Genomic DNA, 22,458 nt, shown 5'->3' on the forward strand with positions numbered 1-22,458 from the left:
CAGGGTCAGATAAGCAGCGCTGCCCGGCACGCCAGGCAGCGCGGAAACCTACGGAAGCGAAACAGCAGTGACTGACGCAAGTCCCACCCCGCCGTACCGGCAGGATCCGCACCTGGAGCCGGCCGATGACTCCGATGAACCCGCCTTTGACTGGATGAAACCCGCCTCACCGGGCAAGAGTGCCGAAGCGGCGGCCGAGGCCGCGGACCAGGCGGCGCCGGAGAAGGACCTGCCGGCGGAATCCGAGACCGGGACCGCTTCCGCCGCCCCGGACCAGGCGGCGCCGGACGAGGCGGCTCGGGACGAGAACTTGCCGGCGGAATCCGAGACCAGGACGGCTTCCTCCGCCTTGTACCAGCAGGGACGCCGGGCTGACCGTACGGCTGAGGAAGACGCCGTCGGGCTTTCACACAGGGGGCGCGACGCCGTTTTCCATGAGCCGCTGCCGACCTCCGCCCTGCAGGTCCGCCCTCCGCAGGCCGACGTGGAACGCCGGAATGCCGAACGCGAGCTGGCGGCACGAGCCAAGCCCATCACCCCCCGGGTGATGCAGGTCCTGCTCGCCGTCTTCTACCCGGTCATCCTGCTGGTGCTGGCCGTCCGCGCCGTGACCAGCCCGCTGTTCCTCTGGGTTGAATACAACCGTCCAGGCTTCCCGGGCGACGGCTACGGCTTCAGCACGGACGACCGAATGACCTACGGCTCCTACGCGGTCGACTACCTCAGCAACTGGTCCGGTCCGCGCTACCTCGGCGAGCTCGTCAGCCGCAGCGGGGACAAGCTGTTCAAGGACGGCGAAGTCAGCCACATGGCGGACGTCAAGCTCGTCATCCTGTCAACCTTCGGCGCCGGCGCCCTGCTGATCCTGCTGAGCCTGGTTGCCGTGATCTACCTGCGGCGCCGGGGCGCCGGGGGAGTGCGGCGTGGCCTGTTCGCCGGTTCGATCGTCACGCTGGTCATCATCATCGGCCTCGGAGTGCTCGCCACCCTGGGCTGGGAGCAGTTCTTCACCGAATTCCACCGCGTCTTCTTCGCCAACGGCACCTGGACCTTCTCCCTGCAGGACACGCTGATCCGGCTGTTCCCGGGACAGTTCTGGGTGGATGCCGGGATCGTGATCGGGGCCCTGGTCCTGCTCGCATCCCTCGTCACCCTGATCCTCACATGGCCGACCCGCAAGCGCCGCGGCCTGCCCCGGGGCGGCCGCGGCAAGGAAAGCCGTGCGAAGAAGGACAAGGACAGGGACACGGACAAGAACTCGGACAAGGACTCGGACCCGGACAAGGACTCGGACGACGACGGCGTCGTGGCGGACGGGCCTTCGGTCCACGATGCCACGGAGGCTTCAACAAGTGTGGCTTCCGCAGATCCCTCCAGCCACACGGACCCGGCACGGGGACACTCCAGCGCACTCTGAGCTGCCTGCCCCCGTGGTCTTGATGCCCGCCCGGCCTCAACGGCCACCTGCCACGCCTGAGCGGACAGGGGCACGCACCGGCAGCCTGACCCCCGACGAACTCAACGAAAATGCCCACCGGACCAAGGACATGCCCCGCGCCGGGGCCGGCGGATGGACGGTTATGCCCGGTCCCGGGTGCGAGCACTGGACATGTCCTCCCGGGGAGCAGCCCGGCGCACCAGCGACCATGCCCGCTAGATCCAGGACGGCATCCACATCCTGAGCCGCCAGTCCTGGTAGCTGATAATCTCGGCGGTCCAGACCGGGTAGAAGAACGCGGAGAGCAGCACGGCCGAGACGACGAACAGCGTGACCAGGTACAGCCCCGAACGACGGCGCCAGGGCGGGTCCGTCCGGCGTCCCAGGATCAGCCCGAGGCAGTAGGCCAGGGCCAGCACCAGGAACGGCTCGAAGGACACGGCGTAGAAGAAGAACGTGGTGCGCTCGGGGTACATGAACCAGGGCAGGTAGCCTGCCGCGACCCCGGCGAGGACCGCGCCGGCGCGCCAGTCACGGCGGCCCGCCCACCAGAAAAGCAGGATGCCCAGGGCGACGGCCGCGCTCCACCAGATCAGCGGGTTGCCCACCGAGAGGATGGCCGTGGTGCAGTTGGCCGTGTCGCAGCCCGGCGTTCCCTGCCGGGGGGATTCGTAGAAGAAGGAGGTGGGCCGGCCCAGCACCAGCCAGCTCCAGGCGCTCGCCTCGTAGGGGTGCTCCGAGCTGAGCCCCTGGTGGAACTTGTAGGCTTCAAGGTGGTAGTGGGCCAGGGACCTGACGGCGTTGGGCAGCCAGCCCCATTCGGCCGAGGGATTGGCCTCGGCCCAGTGCCGGTAGTAGGCGTCCCTGGAACGGAACCAGCCGGTCCAGGTGGCGGCGTAGACGAGGGCGGCCACGGGGACGATGGCAAGGAAGGCCCCGAGGCCGTCCTTGAGGATGCCGCCGCTGATCCACCCGTGCACGCCGGCAATCCGTCGCGCGCTCAGGTCCCAGAAGACGGTCAGCAGACCGAACGCGGCGAGGAAGAACAGCCCGGACCACTTCGTGCCCACCGCCAGGCCCAGGCAGACGCCGGCCGCGAGGCGCCACCAGCGGATGCCCAGCCACGGTCCGGCGGCCAGCTGGAGCGGGGAAGGGCGGCCCGTGGCGGAGGCGGCCGCCTGGCGGCCGAGCCGTTCCGCGAGCCGGCGCCGGCCGTCGTCGCGGTCCATCAGCAGGGCCCCGAAGGCTGCCAGGAGCCAGAACATCAGGAAGATGTCCAGCAGGGAGGTCCGGGACATCACCAGATGATGGCCGTCCACCGCCAGGAGCACGCCGGCCACGGCCCCGAGGGTCAGCGAGCGGAAGAGTTTCTGGGCGATCAGCGCCAGCAGGAAAATGGACAGCGTCCCGGTCAGGGCGGCCCCGAACCGCCAGCCGAAGGGGTTGTCCGGGCCGAACACCCACATGCCCGCGGCGATCATCCACTTTCCGACCGGCGGGTGCACGACGTATTCGGGGGTGTCCAGCAGCACCCCCGGATTGCCGGCGGTAAAGGAGTCGTTGGCCTTCTCCGGCCAGTTCCGCTCGTAGCCGCTGACCAGGAACGAGTAGGCGTCCTTGACGTAATACGTCTCGTCAAAGACAAGCTTGCGGGGGGTGTCCAGCCGGACGAACCGGAGGACGCCGCCGAGCGCGGCGGTGATGGCGGGAATGAGCCAGAACCACAGCCGGAGCGACGGCGGATAGTCCCGCCAGCTCCGGATGCTGCCGATCAGGCGCTCGTTCAGCGCCCCTGGCGTAAACGCCTCCGAGGGGCGGCCGATCCAGCGGTGCCCCGCCAGGTTGCGTCCTGCGCGGGTTTTGCCGGTACCGGAGTCTGGCGGCGCCGATCCGGCGGAACCGGCCTCGAGCGTCCGCGTGGGGGTCTGCGTCACGTTGCCCATGCTACCTTTTACGGCTGTCCCCTCCGGCCGGCAGTAGGCTGGTCGTGTGGACCATGACCCGAGCACCGCCCCGAACTTTCTTTCCGACGACGCCGGCGCAGTCCCGGCGCCGGCCACCGTTCCGTCCGGCGGGCCCGGCAGGATTGTGCTCGCGGCGACCCCGATCGGCAACGTCGGTGACGCATCGTCCCGGCTCGTCGAGCTGCTCTCGACGGCGGACATCGTCGCCGCGGAGGACACCCGGCGGCTGCACCGGCTGGTCCAGACGCTCGGCATCACCGTGGCCGGCCGGATCATCAGCTACCACGAGCACAACGAGGAAGCCAAGACGGGCGAGCTGCTGGAGGCCGTCCGCTCGGGAAAGACCCTCGTCATGGTCACCGACGCCGGAATGCCGTCCGTCTCGGACCCCGGCTTCCGGCTCGTCGAGGGGGCGGTGGCCGCCGGGCTCACCGTCACCGCCGCCCCCGGGCCTTCCGCCGTGCTGACGGCCCTTGCGCTCTCCGGCCTGCCGACGGACCGCTTCTGCTTCGAGGGCTTCCTGCCCCGCAAGGCGGGCGAACGGGCCTCCCGGCTGGCGGACCTGGACGCCGAGCGGCGCACCATGGTGTTCTTCGAGGCACCCCACCGGCTCGAGCCCATGCTGCGGGCGCTGCGGGAACAATTCGGCGCCGAACGCCGCGCCGCCGTCTGCCGCGAACTGACCAAGACCTATGAAGAGGTCATCCGCGGTACCGTGCTCGAACTGCTCGAGTGGGCGGAGGGCAATGAGGTCCGCGGCGAAATCGCCGTCGTGGTGGGCGGTGCCCCGGAACGGGACCCCGGCAAGCCCGAAGACCATGTGGCGGCCGTCAACGGGCTCATCGCGCAGGGAATCCGGCTGAAGGAGGCCGTTGCCGCGGTCGCCGAGGATGCCAGGGTCAGCAAGCGGGAGCTCTACTCGGCTGTCCTCGCCGCCCGCTGACCGGACGGATGGAGCTTGTGCAGCTGCACAGCGTTAACCGTTGCGCGTAGTGCGGGAAGGCGTAGACACCCCGGAGAATCCGGCGGTACGGTGGCAGTAATCCAGCAGAATCCCGGCCGGGGCCCCTGAGGCCGCTTCGCCGGGATCCGGTTCCATTGGCCCGGTGCTGAACCCCGATCCCTATCCATACGAAACTGCTGACGAGGGAGTCATCGTGACTGTAACTGCCCAGCCCATTGTTACCGCGGAGCGTGAGAGCGCCCTGCTGGCCTCTGTTCCGACCGGCCTGCTGATCAACGGGCAGTGGCGTCCGGCCGCGTCCGGGAAGACGTTCGACGTCGAGGATCCCTCCACCGGCAAGGTCCTGCTGAGCATCGCGGACGCCGGACCCGAGGACGGCGCCGCGGCGCTGGACGCCGCCGCGGCCGCGCAGGATTCCTGGGCCAAGGTTCCGCCGCGGGAGCGCGGGGAGATCCTGCGCCGGGCGTTTGAGCTGGTGACCGAACGGGCGGAGGATTTCGCGCTGCTGATGACCCTGGAGATGGGCAAGCCGCTGGCCGAGGCCCGCGGTGAGGTCAGCTACGGCGCGGAGTTCCTGCGCTGGTTCTCCGAGGAAGCCGTCCGGGCGTTCGGCCGCTACTCGGTCTCCCCGGACGGGAAGACCCGGCTGCTGGTGACGAAGAAGCCGGTGGGCCCCTGCCTGCTGATCACGCCGTGGAACTTCCCGCTGGCGATGGCCACCCGGAAGGTCGCCCCGGCCGTCGCCGCGGGCTGCACCATGGTGCTCAAGTCCGCGAACCTGACCCCGCTGACCTCGCAGCTGTTCGCCGCCGTCATGATGGAGGCCGGCCTGCCCGCCGGCGTCCTGAACCTGATCCCCACGTCCACGGCCGGTGCCACCACGGGCCCGCTGATCAAGGACTCCCGGCTGCGCAAGCTCTCCTTCACCGGGTCCACCGAAGTCGGCCGCCGCCTGCTCTCCGACGCCTCCGAAACGGTGCTGCGGACCTCCATGGAGCTCGGCGGCAATGCCCCGTTCGTGGTGTTCGAGGACGCCGACGTCGACGCCGCCGTCGCCGGGGCGATGATCGCCAAGCTGCGCAACATGGGCGAGGCCTGCACCGCGGCCAACCGCTTCATCGTCCACGAATCCGTCGCCGACGAGTTCGCCGAAAAATTCGCCGCGAAGATGGCGGACATGACCACCGCCCGCGGCACCGAGGCCGGCTCCAAAGTCGGGCCGCTGATCGATGCCAAGAGCCGGGACAAGGTCCACGCGCTCGTGGCCGACGCGGTGTCCGCCGGTGCTGTCGCGGTGATCGGCGGCGCCGCCGTCGAGGGCCCCGGCTACTTCTACCAGCCCACCATCCTCACCGGCGTCACGGAGGGAACCCGGATCCTGTCCGAGGAGATCTTCGGACCCGTCGCGCCCATCATCACCTTCGCCTCCGAGGACGAGGCCGTGCGGCTGGCGAACAACACCGAATACGGCCTGGTGGCCTACGTCTTCACCAGGGACCTCAACCGCGGCATCCGGATGGGCGAGCGGCTCGAGACCGGCATGCTCGGCCTGAACGCCGGCGTCATCTCCAACGCGGCCGCACCGTTCGGCGGCGTCAAGCAGTCCGGCCTGGGACGCGAAGGCGGCCTGGAAGGCATCGAGGAATACCTGTACACCCAGTACATCGGCATCGCCGACCCCTACGCGGGCTAGGCCCGGCTAACTCCGGCGCACCCGGCGGACGGCGTCGCGGATCCTCAACCAGGAATCCGCGGCGCCGCGCCGGGTGCGCTTTGCCGTGTCCGAGACGGCACGGACGGCGGATCCGGCCGAACGCCGCCAGGCGGACAGGACCGACGGCGGCAGCCAGGCCGCGCGGAAACGCGCCCAGGGCGTCGCGTTGGCCGCCAGCGCGGCCTGCACCAGGGCGATCCGGGCGGCGGCGGACCCGGTGGCGCTGCCCGCACCGCCGTCGGGACGCGCACCGCCGTCGGGACGCGCACCGCCGTCGGGACCCGCACCACCGTCGGGACGCGCAGCCGTGGCGGGGACGGCGGCCGGGCGGCCGTATTCGTGGCGTTCAAAGTCCTCGGTCAGGGAGGCCACGGCCCGGTGTCCTGGCGCGTCGGTGCCGTCCGGTTCTCCGAGCGCCGCCGGGCCGCGCAGCCGCTCGGCGAAGTGCCGGGGCGTCTCGCTGGACCGGGGCGCCACTCCGTAATCCGCGGCCAGGTCCCGCAGCTCCGCCCAGGCCAGGACTGCCGCACGTGCCGCCGGGCCGTCACGGCCCGCGCTCCCGAGCCGGCGCCGCCGGCGGCCGCGGCGAGCCAACCGGGGCGAGGCCCCCAGCAGCCCCAGCAGGAGGAGCGCCACGGCGGTGTACAGTGCCGTCACCAGGGGGCTGCCGGCTGCCCCTGCTGCGCCGCCCGGGAGCGGCACGGGGACCGCGCCGGGCGCCGGCGCCGGGGTGGTCTTCTCCTTGGGAATCAGGCCGTCATTGAATTCGTTGGTGCTGGCGCCGCCGGACGTCGAGGGTCCGGTGGCGTAGGCCGGGACCAGGCCCCGGGACGGCGTCGGTTCGAAGGCGACCCAGCCGAGGCCCTGGAAGTACAGCTCCGGCCAGGCATGGGCATCACGGGAGTCGACCTCGAATTCGGGCAGCGGCCCCTGCCCGGCGATGGACACGGTGGCGCCGGTCGGCCGGCCCGGGGCGTAGCCGACGGCGATGCGGCTGGGGATTCCCTCAAGCCTGGCCATCACGGCCATGGCGGAAGCGAAATGGATGCAGTACCCGCTTTTCTGGGTGAGAAAGTCCGCCAGCACGGACAGGCCGTTGCCGTCGTAGCCGCCCTGCACCGGGGACTGCAGGGAATAGCCGAACTCGCCCGAGCGCAGGTACTGCTGGAGGGCCATCGCCTTCGCATACGGCGTGGCGTCACCGGCGGTCACGGAATCGGCCGTCTTCCGCACGATCTCCGGAACGTTGTCCGGCTGCCGGGTGAACTGGTCCGGTATCCCCTGCGCCGGGGCCGAGGACTGCGCCAGCAGCTCGGGCGTGAGCCGGGGGGTGACGGAGAGGACCACGTACTGCTGGTCGCGGGAATTGGTGTCGACTCCCTTGACGCTGAGCGTGGCCGGATCCCAGCTCCACCGGCCGGTGAGTCCGTTGACCGCTTCGGGGGCATACGGTGCGGGGAGGTAGGGGCTCGTGAACTGGCCCGTGTCGACGGCCGTGACCACCCGCAGTTCCGTCGCGGCCAGCTCCAGTCCGGAGTCCATCCTTCCGGTGCCCAGGCGCCGGGTGGACTGGCGGTCATCGGGCCCCCACAGGTCACCCTCGAAGCTGTCCACGGTCACGGACCGCAGATAGGGGGTGGTCGGCGCGTTCGTGGCATAGGTGATCCGGCCGGTGCCGGCGGAACTGCGCAGGCTGTTGCCCAGGCTGATCATGGGGTTGAGCCCGCTGGCCGCACCAAAGGGGTTCAGCCGCGAGCCCTGGGGGAAGGTTCCCTTGTCGAAGCCGGGAATGGCCAGCGGCAGCAGCAGCGTCAGGCCCAGTGCCACGGCGCCGGTCAGGGCGGCGCGCCTGAACTGGCCCGGATTCCGGGCGGTGTCGGCCCGGGTGCGGGGATCCGGGGAGAACCACTGGCTGCATCCGAGAACCAGCAGGTAGCCCACGGCCGCGCCGGCGAAGCCCAGGATCCCGACGCTCTGCGGTTTGATGATGGCCGGCACCACCAGGATGGCGACGATCCCGAGCCCGCTGGTGGCCGGCAAGGCCAGCGGGAAGGCCAGGACGTCCACGAGAATCACCATCAGCCCCAGGACCGCGCAAATCACCATGACGATTCCGGCGTTGGGGGCCACCGGGGAGCTTTCGGCCAGGACCGTTTCGCTGGCCCTGCGCAGGAACTTCCCGAGCTGGTCCATGGTGTCCGGCGAAGGAATGAACCCCGCCATGCTGTGGCGCCGGAAGAAGGTGAACGTCAGGACCAGGATGAGCGCGGCGCCGCCGCCGGCAGCCACCACCACGGTGCGGAGCCGCAGCGCCCGGAGCGCTGCTAGGGCAAAGGCGACGGCGATGACCGTGGTGAAAACGGGGGAGTACCACGCCCAGCCCCGCAACACTCCGTTGAGTCCAAGGGCCGCACCGGCGACGGCGACGGCGACGGCCAGGCCCGCCGCCCACGGCTGCGCGCCGGCCCCTTCATAGCTGGGCGGGAGGCCGGGGCCCGGCCGGTCCCGCGTGCCAGGCCCGGAAGCGCCGGTGCTGCGCTGCGCCGACAGGGTCATCGCCGGCCCCCTGTGCCGCGGCGGTCATCGGCGGCCGGGAACATCTGCGGGTAGTCCTCGTCGTCCCGGTCGAACGCCGACCACGCCGCAGGCAGCGCCGTCGAGGCGGAGACGGCCAGGGCCCGCCAGCCGCCGAGACGCAACGCCTCGAGGACCTCGCCGGACTCCTCGGCCCGGTCCGTGACCACGAGGGCAAAGGCATTCGCCCCGAAGCCGGCGGCGGGGGACAGGGCCTGGGCCTCGGCCAGCGAGAGTCGTCCCAGGATCGCCAGGAGGGGCCCGCGCAGCCGGTGGGCGGACAGCTTGTCCATGAGCCTGTCATCAAAAGGCTGCGGGCCGCCCTGCGCCGCGGCGGGGGCACCCCGCCGGAACCCTCCGTTGAGTTCCCTGCGGGGCAGGTGGGGGCCGGAGAGCTGGATCGCGGCCAGGCTCTCGGCCACGGACTGCAGCCCGGAGGCGCCGATGTACTCCTCGGCCTCGGGGTCGGGAGCCGACGCCGACTGCAGGAACGCCGGGGCGCCGGCGGTGTCGAGGAACCGCAGCGCGTAGTTGCGCTCCGAAAGATGCGTGCTGACCGAGACCGCCGCCGTCACGGCCCACTCGAACGCGTCGCTGGTGACCAGTTCGTGGCCGTCCGGAGCCCCGTCATGCACAGGAGCCCCGCCATGCGGATGTGCGCCATGCGGATGTGCGCCGCGGGAAAAAGCCGCGAGACGCTGGTCCAGGATGATGGTCGCTTCCGGGGTGGTGACCGATTCCTCCTGGCGGACCATGAGTGTTCCGTGGCGTGCCGTCGCGGCCCAGTGCACCCGGCGCATCGGGTCGCCGTGACGGTATTCGCGGGTCATGACGTCGTCGTCGCTGGGATTGGCGCGGATCCGCGTGGCCGTGACGCCATCGTTGCCCCGGGCGCCGGCGAGGCCGGTTGCGGGCAGTTCGACGGCGGCGGGCGTCACGGTGAGGATGTCGCCGTCGTCTATGGCGTGGCGGTGCAGGGACAGCCCGAAGGGGTCGCTGAATTCGGCCGTGACCGGCCCGATCAGGAACTGGCCGCGCTGCCGGGACCGTAAATGGTATTCGTAGCGGCTCGTGCCGCCCACGGCCGAGCGTGCCGGGAACCGGAAAGCGGGGGATTCCCCCAGCCTGGCCGGCAGATGCTCTTCCATGACTGCCTGGCCGGACCCGGCGCCGGTCCGGGCGACGGCGAGCCGGACCGTCGTCGCCGCCGCGGTGTCGACCGTGGCCGGGTTGAACTCCCGGTAGACCTGAAACCGCGGCTTAAGCACGCGCGTCCCGGCCAGTGACACCAGCGGCAGGAGGATCAGCAGGCCAGCCAGCGCCAGCAGGTCACGGCGTCCCATCACCTGCGCGCCCAGCAGGGACACGGCGCCCGCCGTGAGCAGGCCCCAGCCGCGCGTGCTGAAGATGTGCCGTGGGAACCGATCCATGAATGACATGGCGGAGCCGATCCTAGCGGCGGTTCGGCAACGGCGGGGGCTCCACCATGCCACGGCCGGCACGGCCGGCCGGGGGCGGCGCCGCCGCCTCGGGGCTGACCGGGATCCTGGCCAGGACGGACCGGATGACGCTTTGGGGCGTTTCGCCCGTGCTGACGGCTTTCCGGTCGAGGATGATCCGGTGGGCCAGGACGGCTTCGGCGACGCTGACGACGTCGTCCGGCAGGACAAAGTCCCGTCCCGCGAGGGCGGCGGTGGCCTTGGCGGCGCGCAGCAGCTGCAGCATGGACCGGGGACTCGCGCCCAGCCGGAGCATCCCGCTCTCGCGCGTGGCGCGCCCGAGGGATACCGTGTAGTCCTTGATCGGCTTGGACACGTAGACCTGCTGCACGGTGGCGATCATGGAGGCCACTTCCGCGGCGGTGACGACGGCGGTCACCCGGGTCAGCGGCGACGTTGCCTGATGGGTCTCGAGCATTTCCATCTCGGACTCCTTGTCGGGATACCCCATTGAGATCCGGGCCATGAAACGGTCCCGTTGCGCCTCCGGAAGCGGGTAGGTGCCCTCCATCTCGATGGGATTCTGCGTTGCCACCACCATGAAAGGCTCGTCCAGCCTGTAGGACTTGCCGTCAACGGTGACCTGGTGCTCCTCCATGCACTCCAGCAGGGCCGACTGGGTCTTGGCGGAGGCACGGTTGATTTCGTCGCCGATCACGATATTGGCAAACACGGCGCCGGGCCGGAACTGGAACGTCCTGGACGCCTGGTCATAGATGGACACGCCCGTGACATCGGAGGGCAGCAGATCCGGGGTGAACTGGATCCGGCTCACCGTACAGTCGATGCTGCGGGCCAGGGTCTTGGCCAGCAGCGTCTTGCCGACGCCGGGGACGTCTTCGAGCAGGAGGTGCCCCTGGGCCAGCAGCACCGTGAGGGCCAGCCTGGCGGCTTCGGCCTTGCCGTCGATCACCGTGTTAATGGCAGTGAGGATGCGCTCGCTGGCGCCGTGGAACGCCTGGGCGTCCATGGCGGCCGGCAGTTGTGGCACGGTCCGCAGTGCTGCTGCGGATTTTTCCACGGCGGGGCGGTCCGTGAAGTCCTGGCCCCTGCGGAAGACTTCGTCTACGGAGGTGCGGTGGTAGTCCATCGGCAACCTTTCAGCCCTGGTGGGTCCCGGGACGGATCGGCGCCGTCTGCCGGGCCCCTCATCGGGTGTTCGCCTGTGTTCCTAACAGACTACTAACACAACTGCCGGGGCTGACAGAGAGTTCCGCGTAATTCTCGGGCCGGCCGCCGGACGGGAGGCCCGCCGGGCCGGAGGCCCGCCGGGCCGCCGCGGCCGGGTCAGGAACGGGCGGGAATAAGGTAGGAGGATGGACATCCCCGTTACCCCCCTCCCGTTCCGCGCGCCCGGCACCGACGGCACCGGGCGCCACGGCTATCCGCCGGCGCCCGCCCCCCTGCCCGTTCCCGTCATGGACAACCACACGCATCTGGATTTCCCCGGAGCGGAGCCCACGGTCGGCATCAAGGCTGCCCTCGACGCCGCCGAGGCCGTGGGAGTCCGGGGTGCCGTGCAGGTGGGGTGCGACCTGAAATCCTCCAGGTTCACCGTCCAGGCCGTCGATCTGGACCCGCGGCTGCTGGGCGCCGTCGCGATTCATCCCAACGATGCGCCGGAATACGCGGCGCGCGGGGAACTGGAGGACGCTTTGACGGAGATCGAGGCACTGGCCTCGCACCCGCGGATCCGGGCCATCGGGGAAACCGGCCTGGATTTTTTCCGGACTGAGGGGGAGGGGCTGGCGCACCAGCGGTATTCCTTCCGCCGCCATATCGATATTGCCAAGCGGCTCGGACTGACCCTGCAGATCCATGACCGGGATGCCCACGACGACGTGGTGCAGGTGCTGCGCGAGGAGGGGGCTCCCGAGCGGGTCGTATTCCACTGCTTCTCGGGCGGGGAGGAGCTGGCCAGGACCTGCAACCAGGAGGGCTGGTACATGTCCTTCGCCGGAACCCTGACGTTCAAGAACGCCTCCGATCTCCGCTCCGCGCTGGCGATCGCCGTGCCGGAGCGGATCCTCGTCGAGACCGACGCCCCGTTCCTCACGCCGCATCCGCACCGCGGACGTCCGAACGCGAGTTACATGGTCCCGTACACGGTCCGGGCCATGGCGGACTTGACCGGAGCGGAGCTCTCCGCACTGTGTGCCCAAATCGCTGGAAATACGGTGCAGGCATACGGATCCTGGGACTGAAAAACGCGGTCTGCGGGCACTTGAAGGCCATACCGGGTATGCACAAATCCTTGGCGCTTTATAACGCTACGGTTACAGTGGACAACTAATAGCCGGGGTCGGGGAAGGCCTTCGGATAATTTCACTCCAGCAGGGCGCGCATCGTGGCAGACAAACCACATGCGCGCTCTCGTTTGTGAGTGTGGCAGTGCACGCACCTGCCGCGAACAGCCGGACCCGTTCCGGAGCTGCCCTGGGGGCGTTCGCGACTGGCGGTTCCGTGCGCTTTTCCCCGTGCCCGGACGGTCCAAGAGATAAGGGCAATCGTGGTCAAGTTCTTCACATCGGACGGCAAGTTCAGCTTTGTCAAGGTCGGCGGCCAGTTCGTAGTGCTGGTGGCACTCGTGCTCGGCCTCGTGGCCTTCGTCGGCAACAACAAGACAGTCACCCTCAACGTCGACGGGAAAGTGAGCTCCGTCCAGACCTTCGGCGGCACCGTCGGCCAGGTGGTCAAGGGTGCCAAGGTTGAACTGCAGCCCGCCGACAGGGTTTCGCCTGCGGCAGACTCCCATGTGCAGGACGGGTCCGTCATCAACGTCAACCTCGCCAAGGCCGTCAAGGTCAGCCTGGACGGCGCGGAGCGGACCATCAACACCACCTCGCCCAACGTCGAGGCCCTCGTGACGGAACTCGGCGTGGCCAGCGCCTCGGAAGTGTCCGTCCCGAAGGACGCCCAGCTGTCCGTGTCCGGTTCCTTTGTTGCCATCTCCACGCCAAAGACCGTCAGCATCGTCGCGGACGGCAAGGCCACCACGGCCACCACGACGGCGGCCACCGTGTCCCAGGTGCTTGCTGACGCCGGCATCTCGCTGGGAGCGGGCGACCGCACCTCGCAGCCCGGCAATGCCCCGGTGGTCGGCGACATGGTCATCAAGGTTTCCCGCGTCGACGCCAGCCAGACGGCCGGCGCCACCGAGGCGGTCCCCTTTGAAACCCTCACCACCGAAAGCGCCGATCTGATCAAGGGCGAAAAGACCGTCACCCAGGCCGGTGTGGCCGGCACCACGAACAAGAGTTTCAAGCTGGTCCTGGTGGACGGCCGCGAAGCGTCCCGGACCCTGGTCTCAGAGACCGTCACCGTCCAGCCGGTCACCGAGAAGGTCACGGTCGGCACCAAGGAGAAGCCCAAGCCTGCGGCCGAAGCCAACACCGGCGCTGCAGCCCCGGGGATGATGAACGAAGCCATGTGGGACAAGATCGCCCAGTGCGAGTCCACCGGCAACTGGTCCATCAACAACGGCAACGGCTACTACGGCGGCCTGCAGTTCGACGTCCAGACCTGGCTCGGCTCCGGCGGAGGCGCGTACGCCCCGAACGCCAGCCTTGCTTCCAAGGCACAGCAGATCGACATCGCCAACCGGGTCTACGCGCAGCGCGGCCTCGGACCCTGGGGCTGCGGCTGGGCCGCCTCCCGCTAGAAGAGCCGGGAGCCGGCAACGGTTCCTCCGGCCCAGTCCGGCAACGGCTTCCGCGGCGGCTGACCACGGCCGCGGTGCCCGGCAAAGGGATAGGATACCTAGGTGACTGAACCGACTCCCTCCGCGCCCGGCGCCGCGCCCGGCGCTACGTCCGAAACGGCGCCTGGCAGTGCGCCCGCACCGCTCATGGGCGCCTCCGACATCCGCCGGCTGGCCGAGGAAATCGGAGTACGTCCCACCAAGACGCTGGGCCAGAACTTCGTCATTGACGGCAACACCATCCGGCGGATCGTCGCCGCCGCCGATATCCACGCCGGGGAAACGGTCCTCGAAGTCGGCCCCGGACTCGGATCGCTGACCCTGGGCCTGCTGGATGCCGCCCGGTCCGTGGTCGCCGTCGAAATCGATCCGGTCCTCGCCGCCAGGCTCCCGGACACGGTCAGCCAGTGGCGGCCCGGCGCCGCCGGTAACTTCCACCTCGTCCTGGCCGACGCCATGAAGGTCACGGACCTCCCGGTGGAACCCACCGCGCTCGTGGCGAATCTTCCCTACAACGTTGCCGTCCCGGTGGTCCTGCATCTCCTGCAGCACTTCCCCAGCCTCCGCCACGGCCTGGTCATGGTCCAGGACGAGGTCGCCGACCGGCTCGCGGCCGGCCCCGGGTCCAAGACCTACGGGGTCCCCTCGGTCAAGGCCGCCTGGTATTCCAGCATGCGCAAGGCCGGCGTGATCGGCATGAACGTCTTCTGGCCGGCACCCAAGATCCACTCCGGCCTCGTCGCGTTCACCCGCCGGGAACCCCCGGTCACCTCCGCCACCCGGCAACAGGTCTTTGCCGTCATCGATGCGGCCTTCGCGCAGCGCCGCAAGACCCTGCGTGCCGCGCTCGCGGGCTGGGCCGGAAGCGCCGCCGAGGCCGAACGCTGCCTGCGGGCCGCCGGCGTCGACCCCACCGCCCGCGGCGAAGTGATCGACATCGCGGCCTTTGCCAGGATCGCCGAAGCGCACGCCCGGCCCGGGGCCTGAGCACCGCCCTGAGCACCGGCCTGAGCACCGCGCCGCAGCGCCGCGGCGCCGCACCTGGACGCCGCAGCGCCCCAGCTATAGGCAGCAGCGCCGCGCAGCGCCCAGGGCGCGCACCGCCCCGGCCGGGGCCCACGCTTGGACCCGGGCACGCCATGCCATAGCGTGTAGCCATGAACGCAGTGAGAGGGCGCTTTGCCGCGAGGACCGTCCGGGTCAAGGCCCCCGGCAAAGTCAACGTCTCCCTGGACGTCGGACCGTTGCGCGCGGACGGCTACCATTCCGTGGCGAGCGTATACCTGGCCGTATCCCTCTACGAGGAAGTCGCGGCCACGAGCACGGAAAACGGCGCAATAACGGTCAGCATCAGCCCCGCCAGCACCCTGGACCTCGACGACGTGGACATCCCCCTCGACGAACGCAACCTGGCCTACAGGGCGGCGGCCATCATGGCCGACGTCTCGGAACACGCCACCGGTGTCCACCTCGAAATCACTAAGCGGGTGCCCGTCGCCGGGGGCATGGGCGGAGGCTCGGCCGACGCGGCCGCGACCCTGCTCGCCTGCGACGCGCTGTGGAACAGCGGGCTCTCCCGCGACGAGCTTGCGCACCTGGCCGCCGAACTCGGCGCCGACGTGCCGTTCTCGCTCCTGGGCGGAACCGCCGTCGGACTGGGCCTGGGCGATGAACTCTCGCCGGCGCTCGTCAAGGCCCAGACGGACTGGGTCCTGGTCGCGGCCGGCTTCGGCCTGCCCACCCCTGAGGTGTACCGGACCCTGGACCGGCTGCGCACGGCAGAAGGCGCCGCGATCGAGGAACCCACCGGCGTGGATCCGCGGATCCTCAAGGCGCTGCGCGGCGGGGACGCCGACGCCCTGAGCCGGGTCCTCGTCAACGACCTCCAGCGCGCCTCGATCGAGCTGGCGCCCGGGCTGCGGGACACCGTGGGACTGGGCGAATCCTGCGGGGCGATCGCCGGAATCGTCTCCGGTTCCGGCCCCACCGTGGCCTTCCTCACGCATAGCCCCGCCGCGGCCGCCGGGCTGGCCGAGGACCTCCGCCACCACGGCCTCGATGCCATCGCCGTCCACGGCCCGGTGCACGGGGCGCGCATCATCTCCGATACGCTCCTTTAATAGCTTTGACCCAAGTCTGTCGACAAATAACCTGTCGAAAATAACGAAGAAAGCAGTTCCCAGTGGCACACCTGCTCGGCGGCGAGAACCTCACGGTCTCGTATGCAACCCGTACCGTCCTCGATGGCATTACCCTCGGCCTTGAAGAGGGCGACCGGATCGGCATGGTGGGCCGCAACGGTGACGGCAAGTCGACCCTGATGCGCCTGCTCGCGATGCGGTCCACCCCGGACACCGGCCGGGTGACCAAACGCAGCGAAGTGAACATCGGATACCTGGACCAGAGCGACGTGCTCGACGGCGACCTCACCGTCGGCGCCGCGATCGTCGGTGACCAGGCCGACTACGAATGGGCCCGCAACCCCCAGATCCGCGAAGTCATGGGCGGACTCGTGTCCGACGTCGACTGGCACGCCAACGTCCACGCGCTCTCCGGCGGGCAGAAGCGGCGCGTGGCGCTGGCCAAGCTGCTGATCGAGGACCATGACGTCATCATGCTCGACGAGCCCACCAACCACCTCGACGTCGAAGGCGTCGCATGGCTGTCCCGGCACCTGAAGACCCGCTGGCGGGCCAACCAGGGCGCCTTCCTCGTCGTCACCCACGACCGCTGGTTCCTCGACGAGGTCTGCACCAAGACCTGGGAAATCCACGACGGCATCATGGACCCGTTCGACGGCGGGTACGCCGCCTATGTGCTGGCCCGCGCCGAACGCGACCGCTCTGCCTCCGTCGTGGAGAGCAAGCGCCAGCAGCTCGTCAAGAAAGAGCTCGCCTGGCTGCGCCGCGGCGCCCCGGCCCGCACGGCCAAGCCCAAATTCCGCATCGAGGCAGCCAACGAACTGATCGCCGACGTCCCGGAACCGCGTGACTCGATGGCGCTGAGCAAGATGGCCACGGCCCGGCTCGGAAAGGACGTGCTGGACCTGGAGAACGTCTCGCTGGACTTTTTGGGCGGCGACCCGGGCCAGAAACTCTTCGACAACATCACGCTGCGGCTCGCGCCGGGCGAGCGGATGGGCCTGGTCGGCGTCAACGGCGCCGGCAAGACCACCCTGCTGAAGCTGCTCAACGGCGAGATCCAGCCCAGCTCGGGGAACGTCAAGCGCGGCAAGACGGTTGTCACCGCGGTGCTGACCCAGGAGGTCAAGGAGCTCGACGACGTCTCGGACCTGCGCGTCATCGAAGTGATCGAGCGCGAAAAGCGTTCCTTCAACGTGGGCGGCAAGGAATTCAGTGCCGGCCAGCTCGTGGAACAGCTGGGCTTCACCAACGAGAAGCAGTGGACCCCGGTCAAGGACCTCTCCGGTGGCGAACGCCGCCGGCTGCAGCTGCTGCGCCTGCTGGTGGGGGAGCCGAACGTGCTGATGCTCGACGAGCCGACCAACGACCTCGACACCGACACCCTGGCCGCCGTGGAGGACGTGCTGGACGGCTGGCCGGGCACGCTCGTCGTCGTCAGCCACGACCGGTACCTGCTCGAACGTGTCACCGACCACCAGATGGCGTTGCTGGGCGACGGCAAGATCCGGGCCCTGCCCCGCGGCGTCGACCAGTACCTGGAACTGCGCGAAGGGACGCTGGCCGGTTCCACGATCACCGGCGGCGGAAACCCCGTGACGGCGGCAAGCTCCGCCCCGGCCGCAGCAGTCTCCGGACCCTCCGAAGCGGAGAAACGCGACGCCCGCAAGGCCAAGAACCGGATCGACCGCCAGCTGGGCAAGATCAAACAGCAGGAAGACAAGATCCATACCCAGATGACGACGGCGGCCGCCGATCCGGCGGCTGCCGGGCAGCTCCCGGAACTCAACAAGAAGCTCAAGGCCCTCGCCGGCGAACGCGAATCCCTCGAACTCGAATGGCTCGAAGCCCTCGAGGTCCTGGGCGAGTAAGGGCCGGCCCTGCCTGCTGCTGCCTGCTGCCAGCTGCTGCTGCCCGAGGGCGGGACGGTGTGGCTCAGGCGGGGCAGAACTATGTGGCAGAATTGGTTCTCGTGCCACGGGCGATGCGCCCGGGCACGGTCCGCCCTGGTGTAATGGCAGCACCCCGGCCTTTGGAGCCGTGGAGTATAGGTTCGAGTCCTATGGGCGGAACACTCGTGGGGCAATGGGTCCGGGAGGACACCCGGCGGGCAGGGTCCTGCCGGAGTCAAGTAGGATGAATCTGTTGCCGTGGCCGGATTCCGGTCCGGACATTGCCGGGCGGAACCGGCAACCGGGGTGTACCACCGGCCCTGGGCCGCGGAGCAACACAGACCGAGCACAGGCACTGGGCAGGTCGTTGAGCACGCCACAGAGCAAGGAGAGCCCGTACGTGAGCCCCGAGAATTCCGGCCCAGCCGCCGTAATCGTCCTAGCGGCAGGTGCCGGTACCCGGATGAAGTCCCGTACGCCGAAGATTCTCCACGAGATCGGCGGCCGTTCCCTGATCGGCCACGCACTGGCGGCGGCCCGCACCATTGCGCCGCGTGAGCTGGCGCTCGTGGTCCGGCACGAACGCGACCTCGTGGCCTCGCACGTCGCCGCCCTCGACCCCGACGCCCTGATCGTTGACCAGGACGACGTGCCCGGCACGGGCCGCGCCGTGGAGGCCGCCCTCGAGGCGCTCGATGCGCTCGACGCCTTTGACTCCCGCGGTCCGCTCAGCGGAACCGTCGTGGTCACCTATGGCGACGTCCCCCTGCTCACCGGGGCGCTGCTGGCCGAGCTGGTGGCCACCCACGAGGCGGACGCCAACGCCGTCACCGTCCTCACCGCCGTCCTGGACGACGCCACCGGGTACGGCCGCATCCTCCGCGCGGCGGACGGAACGGTGACGGGCATCCGCGAGCACAAGGACGCCACGGAAGCCGAACGCGCGATCCGGGAGATCAACTCCGGAATTTACGCCTTCGACGCCGCCGTGCTGCGCGGCTCGCTCGGGCACGTCACCACCGACAACGCCCAGGGCGAGAAGTACCTCACCGACGTCCTGGGCCTCGCGCGCGCCGCCGGCGGCCGCGTCGCCGCCGTCGTCACGGAAGACCGCTGGCAGGTTGAAGGCGCCAACGACCGGGTCCAGCTTGCGGCGCTCGGCGCCGAACACAACCGGCGCACGGTCGAGGCCTGGATGCGGTCCGGCGTCACCGTCGTTGATCCGGCGACCACCTGGATCGATGCCACGGTCACCCTGGACGAGGACGTCCGCCTGCTCCCCAACACCCAACTGCACGGCGCCACCACCGTCGCCCGGGACGCCGTCGTCGGCCCGGACACGACCCTGACCGACGTCCACGTCGGCGAGGGCGCCACGGTGGTCCGCACCCACGGAACAGGTGCGACGATCGGCGCGAAGGCCAGCGTCGGCCCGTTCACGTACCTGCGCCCCGGCACAGTCCTGGGCGAGACCGGCAAGATCGGCGCCTTCTACGAGACCAAGAACGTCACCATCGGCCGCGGCTCCAAGCTCTCGCACCTCGGCTATGCCGGCGACGCCGAGATCGGCGAAGACACCAACATCGGCTGCGGCAACATCACGGCCAACTACGACGGCGACAAGAAGCACCGGACCGTCATCGGCTCCGGTGTGCGCACCGGCTCCAATACCGTCTTCGTCGCCCCGGTACGGCTCGGCGACGGCGCCTACAGCGGTGCCGGGGCCGTGATCCGCCACGATGTCCCCGCCGGCGCCCTGGCCCTGTCCCTGGCCGAACAGCGCAACACGGAAGGCTGGGTCATCGCAAAACGCCCCGGCACGATCTCCGCCGCGCTGGCCGCGGCGGCCGGTTCCAAGGCAGCTGCTCCCACAACGTCCCATACTCCGGCACCGACAGAAGAGGGCTAGCAACAATGAGCGAAATTACGGCACGCGGCGAGAAGAAGCTGGTGCTTGCCGCCGGGCGCGCACACCCGGAGCTGGCGAAGGAAATCGCCAAGGAGCTGGGAACCGAGCTGCTGCCCCTGGACGCCTACGACTTTGCCAACGGCGAGATCTACGTCCGGGCCGGCGAGAGCGTGCGCGGCACCGACGCCTTCGTCATCCAGGCGCACCCGGCCCCGCTGAACAACTGGCTCATGGAGCAGCTGATCATGATCGATTCGCTGAAGCGGGCCTCAGCCAAGCGGATCACCGTGGTGTCGCCGTTCTACCCCTACGCCCGCCAGGACAAGAAGGGCCGCGGCCGCGAGCCGATCTCGGCACGGCTCATCGCCGATCTGTACAAGACCGCCGGCGCCGACCGCATCATGAGCGTGGACCTGCACACCTCGCAGATCCAGGGCTTCTTCGACGGCCCGGTGGACCACCTCATGGCCATCCCGCTGCTGGCGGAGTACATCCGGACCCGGGTGGGTTCGGACAACATCACCGTCGTGTCCCCGGATACCGGCCGGGTCCGCGTCGCCGAGCAGTGGGCCGAGCGGCTCGGCGGGGCGCCGCTGGCGTTCGTCCACAAGAGCCGCGACCTGACGGTGCCGAACCAGGCCGTCTCCAAGACCGTGGTGGGCCAGATCCAGGGCCGCACCTGTGTCCTGATCGATGACATGATCGACACCGGCGGAACCATTTCAGGCGCGGTCCAGGTCCTGATGAACGCCGGAGCCAAGGATGTCATCATCGCGGCAACGCACGCCGTCTTCTCCGATCCTGCCGCCCAGCGGCTTTCGGAATCCGGGGCCCGCGAGGTTGTTGTCACCAACACCCTGCCGATCGCCGCCGACAAGCGTTTCCCGCAACTCACGGTGCTGTCCATCGCGCCGCTGATCGCCCGTGCCATCCGTGAAGTGTTCGACGACGGCTCCGTCACCAGCCTGTTCGACGGCAACGCCTAGTACCTCCGTCCGGACCGGGCCCGGTTTCAGGAACCGGGCCCGACGCTGGTAAACTCGTTCCGATACCTTGGCGAGGGAGAGCACCGGGAAACCGTATACACGGGAAACCGGACTGCTGGTCTCCGTTATCGACTGGGTCTGAATCTCCCTTCGGAAGGGCGGCCGCACGGCCACCCGGCGTTGAAGGTCGCAACAGACCTCCGCCCTTGCTGAACACCGTTCGTTCCATGAGGAGATACACATGTCTGAGCAGAAGCTCGCAGCAGAAGTCCGCACCGAATTCGGCAAGGGCTATGCACGCCGCGCACGCATGGCCGGCCTGATCCCGGCCGTCATCTACGGCCACGGCGCAGAGCCGATCCACATCACCCTGCCGGCCAAGTCCACCACGCTGGCCGTCCGCGTTGCCAACGCCCTGCTGTCCCTGGAGATCAACGGCGAAGAGCACCTTGCCCTGGTCAAGGACATCCAGCGCGATCCGATCAAGCAGATCATCGAGCACCTCGACCTCCTGACCGTCCGCACGGGCGAGAAGGTCACGGTTGACATTCCCGTTCACCTGACCGGCGAACTTGCCCCCGGCAACGTCTTCAACCAGGAAATGACCGTCATCTCGCTCGAGGCCGAGGCAACCCACCTGCCGACCGCCATCGAGGTGAGCATCGAAGGCCGTTCCGCCGGCGAGCACATCTACGCTTCGGACCTGGTCCTGCCCAAGGGCGCCGTCCTCCTGGCCGACGCCGAGTCCCTCGTCGTCAACATCTCCGAGGCCGCTGAAGAAGAAGCCGAAGCCGCTTCCTCCGAGGCTGCAGCAGGGTAGTTCCGGCGGATCCTCCGGCGGCCGGGTCCCTCTTGGGGCCCGGCCGCCGTCGTCTTCGCTACGCGGCTGGCCGCTGTCTCCGCCGCTGTCTCCGCCGCTGTCTCCGCCGCCGTCTCCGCCGCCGGCGGCAGACCTGGACCCCAGAAGGACTGACCCATGACCGACACCTGGCTGATCGTAGGCCTTGGCAACCCGGGACCCGACTACAGCCACAACCGCCACAACGTCGGACAGATGGTCCTCGACGAACTTGCCTCCCGGGCCGGCGGCCGCTTCAAGTCCCACAAATCGCGGGCCCAGGTCCTCGAAGGACGGCTCGGCATCGGCGGGCCCCGGGTCGTACTCGCCAAGCCGGTGTGCTACATGAACGTGTCCGGCGGCCCTGTCTCGGCCCTGGCGAAGTTCTACGACATCGATCCCGGCCATGTCATCGCCGTGCATGACGAGATCGACATCCCCTTCGACACCGTGAAACTCAAAATCGGCGGCGGTGAAGGCGGGCATAACGGGCTGCGGGACATTTCCAGGGCCCTGGCCACGAAGGACTACCTCCGCGTGAGGGTAGGCGTCGGGCGTCCGCCGGGCCGGATGGACACCGCGGACTACGTCCTGCGGGATTTCTCCGGCCCCGAGAAGAAGGAACTGCCTTTCCTCCTCGGCTCCGCAGCGGACGCCGTCGAGGCCCTGGTCCGGGAAGGCCTGCCGGCCGCCCAGCAGAAATTCCATCCCGCGAAGGCCCCCTAGGACTGCGCTGAACAATTTGGGTGGTTTAAGGCGCGCCTGCTGGACTTCGCGCAGTGGTCCTTAAGACTGGGTGTATGCAAGGAATTGAGGCGGCCCAGCGCGGATATTTGGAT

General features: G+C 69.3%; 16 protein-coding genes and 1 tRNA gene. 13 read left to right on the forward strand and 4 right to left on the reverse strand.

All coding sequences use genetic code 11. From position 1 onward, the window contains the following. The first annotated feature begins 67 nt into the window (after nucleotides 1–67). Complete coding sequence (locus J9611_RS03105; RefSeq protein ID WP_211877628.1) at nucleotides 68–1,417, forward strand: TIGR01906 family membrane protein; 1,350 nt, start codon at nucleotides 68–70, stop codon at nucleotides 1,415–1,417. Between the two features lie 236 nt (nucleotides 1,418–1,653). Here the strand turns inward: J9611_RS03105 and J9611_RS03110 are convergent, their stop codons facing one another. Further along, nucleotides 1,654–3,381 carry a dolichyl-phosphate-mannose--protein mannosyltransferase gene (locus J9611_RS03110; protein ID WP_211877631.1) on the reverse strand — a complete coding sequence of 576 codons (1,728 nt, stop codon included), beginning with the start codon at nucleotides 3,379–3,381 and terminating at the stop codon, nucleotides 1,654–1,656. Between the two features lie 46 nt (nucleotides 3,382–3,427). Between J9611_RS03110 and rsmI the strand changes: the two genes are divergently transcribed. Both rsmI and J9611_RS03120 read left to right on the forward strand, forming a co-directional pair. Continuing rightward, nucleotides 3,428–4,345 (forward strand): 16S rRNA (cytidine(1402)-2'-O)-methyltransferase, encoded by a 918-nt coding sequence (gene rsmI / locus J9611_RS03115; protein ID WP_211877632.1) that lies wholly within the window; start codon nucleotides 3,428–3,430, stop codon nucleotides 4,343–4,345. Between the two features lie 214 nt (nucleotides 4,346–4,559). Further along, nucleotides 4,560–6,059, forward strand: a complete 1,500-nt coding sequence (locus J9611_RS03120; RefSeq protein WP_211877633.1) for an NAD-dependent succinate-semialdehyde dehydrogenase — start codon at nucleotides 4,560–4,562, stop codon at nucleotides 6,057–6,059. Between the two features lie 6 nt (nucleotides 6,060–6,065). Here J9611_RS03120 and J9611_RS03125 read toward each other — a convergent pair whose 3' ends face one another. The 3 genes from J9611_RS03125 to J9611_RS03135 are packed head-to-tail and all read right to left on the reverse strand — an operon-like array spanning nucleotide 6,066 to nucleotide 11,243. Beyond that, a complete protein-coding gene (locus J9611_RS03125; protein WP_211877634.1) occupies nucleotides 6,066–8,636 on the reverse strand; it encodes a transglutaminase TgpA family protein in 2,571 nt (856 codons plus the stop codon). Beyond that, nucleotides 8,633–10,093, reverse strand: coding sequence for a DUF58 domain-containing protein (locus J9611_RS03130; protein ID WP_211877635.1), 1,461 nt, complete (start codon nucleotides 10,091–10,093; stop codon nucleotides 8,633–8,635). Before J9611_RS03130 ends, J9611_RS03125 begins: the two co-directional genes overlap by 4 nt. A 13-nt stretch (nucleotides 10,094–10,106) precedes the next feature. Then, nucleotides 10,107–11,243, reverse strand: coding sequence for an AAA family ATPase (locus J9611_RS03135; protein ID WP_211877636.1), 1,137 nt, complete (start codon nucleotides 11,241–11,243; stop codon nucleotides 10,107–10,109). A 226-nt stretch (nucleotides 11,244–11,469) separates the two neighbouring features. On the opposite strand from J9611_RS03135, the gene J9611_RS03140 reads away from it, so the two are divergent. The 10 genes from J9611_RS03140 to pth all read left to right on the forward strand — a co-directional run bounded on the left by J9611_RS03140 (nucleotide 11,470) and on the right by pth (nucleotide 22,345). Further along, nucleotides 11,470–12,357: a TatD family hydrolase gene (locus J9611_RS03140; RefSeq protein ID WP_211877637.1), complete on the forward strand. Its 888-nt coding sequence runs from the start codon at nucleotides 11,470–11,472 to the stop codon at nucleotides 12,355–12,357. 305 nt (nucleotides 12,358–12,662) lie between these two features. Then, complete coding sequence (locus J9611_RS03145) at nucleotides 12,663–13,814, forward strand: resuscitation-promoting factor (protein ID WP_211877638.1); 1,152 nt, start codon at nucleotides 12,663–12,665, stop codon at nucleotides 13,812–13,814. A 102-nt stretch (nucleotides 13,815–13,916) separates the two neighbouring features. Next, on the forward strand, nucleotides 13,917–14,840 hold the full coding sequence (rsmA, locus tag J9611_RS03150) for a 16S rRNA (adenine(1518)-N(6)/adenine(1519)-N(6))-dimethyltransferase RsmA (RefSeq protein ID WP_372447751.1): 924 nt from the start codon (nucleotides 13,917–13,919) through the stop codon (nucleotides 14,838–14,840). A gap of 170 nt (nucleotides 14,841–15,010) precedes the next feature. Next, a complete protein-coding gene (locus J9611_RS03155) occupies nucleotides 15,011–15,973 on the forward strand; it encodes a 4-(cytidine 5'-diphospho)-2-C-methyl-D-erythritol kinase (protein ID WP_211877639.1) in 963 nt (320 codons plus the stop codon). A 62-nt stretch (nucleotides 15,974–16,035) separates the two neighbouring features. Next, nucleotides 16,036–17,865: an ABC-F family ATP-binding cassette domain-containing protein gene (locus J9611_RS03160; RefSeq protein WP_211877640.1), complete on the forward strand. Its 1,830-nt coding sequence runs from the start codon at nucleotides 16,036–16,038 to the stop codon at nucleotides 17,863–17,865. Nucleotides 17,866–17,994: 129 nt separating this feature from the next. After that, a tRNA-Gln gene (locus J9611_RS03165) sits at nucleotides 17,995–18,066 on the forward strand. 220 nt (nucleotides 18,067–18,286) lie between these two features. After that, entirely contained in the window at nucleotides 18,287–19,795 is a 1,509-nt protein-coding gene (gene glmU / locus J9611_RS03170) for a bifunctional UDP-N-acetylglucosamine diphosphorylase/glucosamine-1-phosphate N-acetyltransferase GlmU (RefSeq protein WP_211877641.1), read from the forward strand. A gap of 5 nt (nucleotides 19,796–19,800) precedes the next feature. Beyond that, nucleotides 19,801–20,781, forward strand: a complete 981-nt coding sequence (locus tag J9611_RS03175; RefSeq protein ID WP_211877642.1) for a ribose-phosphate diphosphokinase — start codon at nucleotides 19,801–19,803, stop codon at nucleotides 20,779–20,781. A gap of 241 nt (nucleotides 20,782–21,022) precedes the next feature. Beyond that, a complete protein-coding gene (locus J9611_RS03180) occupies nucleotides 21,023–21,601 on the forward strand; it encodes a 50S ribosomal protein L25/general stress protein Ctc (RefSeq protein ID WP_211877643.1) in 579 nt (192 codons plus the stop codon). Nucleotides 21,602–21,757: 156 nt separating this feature from the next. Next, complete coding sequence (pth, locus tag J9611_RS03185) at nucleotides 21,758–22,345, forward strand: aminoacyl-tRNA hydrolase (RefSeq protein WP_211877644.1); 588 nt, start codon at nucleotides 21,758–21,760, stop codon at nucleotides 22,343–22,345. The last annotated feature ends 113 nt before the right edge of the window (nucleotides 22,346–22,458 follow it).

The sequence above is a fragment of the Pseudarthrobacter albicanus genome, assembly GCF_018224015.1.
Lineage (GTDB): Bacteria > Actinomycetota > Actinomycetes > Actinomycetales > Micrococcaceae > Arthrobacter > Arthrobacter albicanus.

Bases quoted from the DNA above. Each gene is read 5' to 3' on its own strand.
- J9611_RS03110 (WP_211877631.1), bottom strand. From the start codon at position 3,381: ATGGGCAACGTGACGCAGACCCCCACGCGGACGCTCGAGGCCGGTTCC.
- J9611_RS03125 (WP_211877634.1), bottom strand. From the start codon at position 8,636: ATGACCCTGTCGGCGCAGCGCAGCACCGGCGCTTCCGGGCCTGGCACG.
- J9611_RS03130 (WP_211877635.1), bottom strand. From the start codon at position 10,093: ATGTCATTCATGGATCGGTTCCCACGGCACATCTTCAGCACGCGCGGC.
- J9611_RS03135 (WP_211877636.1), bottom strand. From the start codon at position 11,243: ATGGACTACCACCGCACCTCCGTAGACGAAGTCTTCCGCAGGGGCCAG.
- J9611_RS03140 (WP_211877637.1), top strand. From the start codon at position 11,470: ATGGACATCCCCGTTACCCCCCTCCCGTTCCGCGCGCCCGGCACCGAC.
- J9611_RS03155 (WP_211877639.1), top strand. From the start codon at position 15,011: ATGAACGCAGTGAGAGGGCGCTTTGCCGCGAGGACCGTCCGGGTCAAG.
- J9611_RS03175 (WP_211877642.1), top strand. From the start codon at position 19,801: ATGAGCGAAATTACGGCACGCGGCGAGAAGAAGCTGGTGCTTGCCGCC.
- J9611_RS03180 (WP_211877643.1), top strand. From the start codon at position 21,023: ATGTCTGAGCAGAAGCTCGCAGCAGAAGTCCGCACCGAATTCGGCAAG.
- pth (WP_211877644.1), top strand. From the start codon at position 21,758: ATGACCGACACCTGGCTGATCGTAGGCCTTGGCAACCCGGGACCCGAC.